A 2,380-nucleotide genomic window follows, 5' to 3' on the forward strand; every position below is an offset into this window, starting at 1 on the left:
ACGACGTCTGGACGTCGTCGGCGGGCCCCGGCAGGACGTGTGACGGTTGACGAGGTCCGGGCCGATGGTGTGTGTGGAGCTGCCGCCCGGTCAAGGACGTTGCTCTCCCGCGAGACCGGAGGGGAGCGGGCATATGGGGTCGTCTGTATGGTCATCCATGCGGTCGTCGCCGCGACGACGGGCTCTTTCCCGCGGATGTCGACCACTCGTCCTGACCCGCCGGTGTCGGCCGGAGGACAACGGGTACCTCAGCGTCCACGCTTGGGGTTTCCTCGGGGCGGGAGCCGTCCGATGGTTACGGTCGGGAGCTCGGTAGTTCCCACGCGGCCCGGATGGAGACAGATGATCGAAGTCGATCGGCTGACCAAGCGCTATGGCTCGACTGTCGCGGTGGACGACCTTTCGTTCCAGGTCCTTCCCGGTCGGGTCACCGGATTTCTCGGGCCGAACGGAGCGGGAAAGTCGACGACGATGCGGGCCGTTATCGGTCTGGACCTGCCGACCATGGGCGAGGTCCGGATCAACGGCAGGTCATACGCGTCGATTCGGCGCCCGCTGTGCGAGGTGGGAGCGCTCCTGGACGCACGTGCCGTACACGGTGGTCGCAGTGCTTCCAACCATCTGCTGTGTATCGCGCGGAGCAACGGCATCGATCCGGCTCGGGTGAGCGCCGTTCTGGAAATGGTGGGCCTCGCCGGCGTCACCCGGCGGCGGATCCGTACATTTTCGCTCGGGATGCTACAGCGCCTCGGCGTCGCGGCCGCGCTGCTCGGCAATCCGGGTGTGCTGCTTTTTGACGAGCCGGTGAACGGCCTGGATCCAGAAGGTATCCGGTGGATCCGCACGCTGATGAAACAGCTGGCCGCCGAAGGACGGACGGTGCTGGTCTCCAGCCATCTGATGAGTGAGGTGGCCCTGACCGCCGACCATCTCATCGTGATCGGGCGGGGTCGGCTCGTCGCGGACGCGAGCGTCGCGGAACTGCTTTCCACCAGCTCGCGCAACCGGGTTCGGGTGCGCTCCCCGCAGGCCGGACGGCTGTCGACGCTGTTGACCCGGGACCAGTCGGGCGTGAACGTGCAGTCCGGGCCGGACGGGGGCCTGGAAGTCCTGGGGATGGACGCACCCGCAGTAGGTGAGCTCGCTGCCGCCCACGGCGTCGTCCTCCACGAACTGTCGTCCCAGCAGGCTTCACTGGAGGAAGCCTTCATGGACCTGACCCGGGACTCGGTCGACTACCGGACCGGGACGGACCTGCTCTCGCTCGAGTCCTCCACCACGCCCACAACCGCCGGATCGAGGCCCTGACCCCATGCCCTCGGATTTCGTGCCCCCGAACGTCATCGACTCCCCCTCGGAGATCGTCGACGCCATGCCCCCGGACCTGCCCCCGGACCTGCCTGCGGACCCGGTCGGCAGCCGGGCCGGTAACGCCCCCCCGCCCCGGCCTTCGACGGCATCGGCCCCGTTGCCTGCCGTGGCCGCCGCCGCACCCGCCGGTCATCCGGCTGCCGACGCCCTCGGTAACGCCCTGCGCTCCGAGTGGACGAAGCTGTGGACCGTCAGGTCCACGTACTGGACCCTGTTCGCGGCCTTCGCCATCACCATCGGCCTGGCCGCGGTCGCGTGCGGAGCAACCGCCAACCAGGGCGGGGACGTCGGCGGGGAACCAGCCGCGCTCAGCCTCAGTGGAATCTTCATGGCCCAGATCGCACTGGGCGCTCTCGGCGTTCTCGTGATCAGCTCGGAGTACGGCAGCGGGATGATCCGGACGACCTTCGCGGCCGTCCCGAACCGGCTGGTCGTGCTTGCGGCGAAGGCCGTGGTCTTCGCGGGTGTGGTGGTGGCCGGCTCGTTCGTCGCCTGCTTTGTCGCCTTTGTGCTCGGCCAGCGACTGCTGCATTCGACCGGCCAGCAGGCCTCGCTCGGTGATCCGGAAATGTTCAGGATCATCCTCGGTGCCACCGCCTATCTCACGCTGATCGGGCTGATCGGGCTGGGGCTCGCGGCCGCGATCCGCCATACCGCGGGAGCTCTGGGCGTCCTGTTCGGCGCCATGGTGGTGCTGCAGATCGCCGTTCAGTTCCTGCCCGGGGACCTGCAGGAAAACATCCTGCCCTACCTGCCCGCGACGATGGCGGTCTCGGTCGTCACCGTGAATCCTCCGGCTATGAGCCTGTCCGCCGGGGGAAGTATCGCGATGCTCGGCGTCTATGCGGCAATCGTGCTGCTTCTCGGGGCATGGTCGATGGTCGCGCGGGACGCCTGATCGTGTGGCATCCGGATTATGACCTCAGCACGGCAGCGCTCGGCCCACGGGCGTCGAGTAAGGACTGCGGTATGGGTTGTCCGGGTGGCCTGGGCGGCGTTCACCTTAAGC

2 protein-coding genes are annotated in these 2,380 nt (G+C 68.0%); both read left to right on the plus strand.

The annotated features are described in order from the left end of the window. Positions 1-342: 342 nt before the first annotated feature. Positions 343-1,308 (plus strand): ABC transporter ATP-binding protein, encoded by a 966-nt coding sequence (locus DD1DGNOD_RS08275; RefSeq protein WP_131765967.1) that lies wholly within the window; start codon positions 343-345, stop codon positions 1,306-1,308. A gap of 4 nt (positions 1,309-1,312) precedes the next feature. Then, on the plus strand, positions 1,313-2,269 hold the full coding sequence (locus tag DD1DGNOD_RS08280) for an ABC transporter permease (RefSeq protein WP_131765968.1): 957 nt from the start codon (positions 1,313-1,315) through the stop codon (positions 2,267-2,269). Positions 2,270-2,380: the final 111 nt, after the last annotated feature.

The organism is Candidatus Protofrankia californiensis, assembly GCF_900634765.1.
Classification (GTDB): domain Bacteria; phylum Actinomycetota; class Actinomycetes; order Frankiales; family Frankiaceae; genus Protofrankia; species Protofrankia californiensis.

Excerpts from the sequence above, each read along its gene's own strand:
- DD1DGNOD_RS08280 (WP_131765968.1), top strand. The coding sequence starts at position 1,313 with ATGCCCTCGGATTTCGTGCCCCCGAACGTCATCGACTCCCCCTCGGAG.
- DD1DGNOD_RS08275 (WP_131765967.1), top strand. The coding sequence starts at position 343 with ATGATCGAAGTCGATCGGCTGACCAAGCGCTATGGCTCGACTGTCGCG.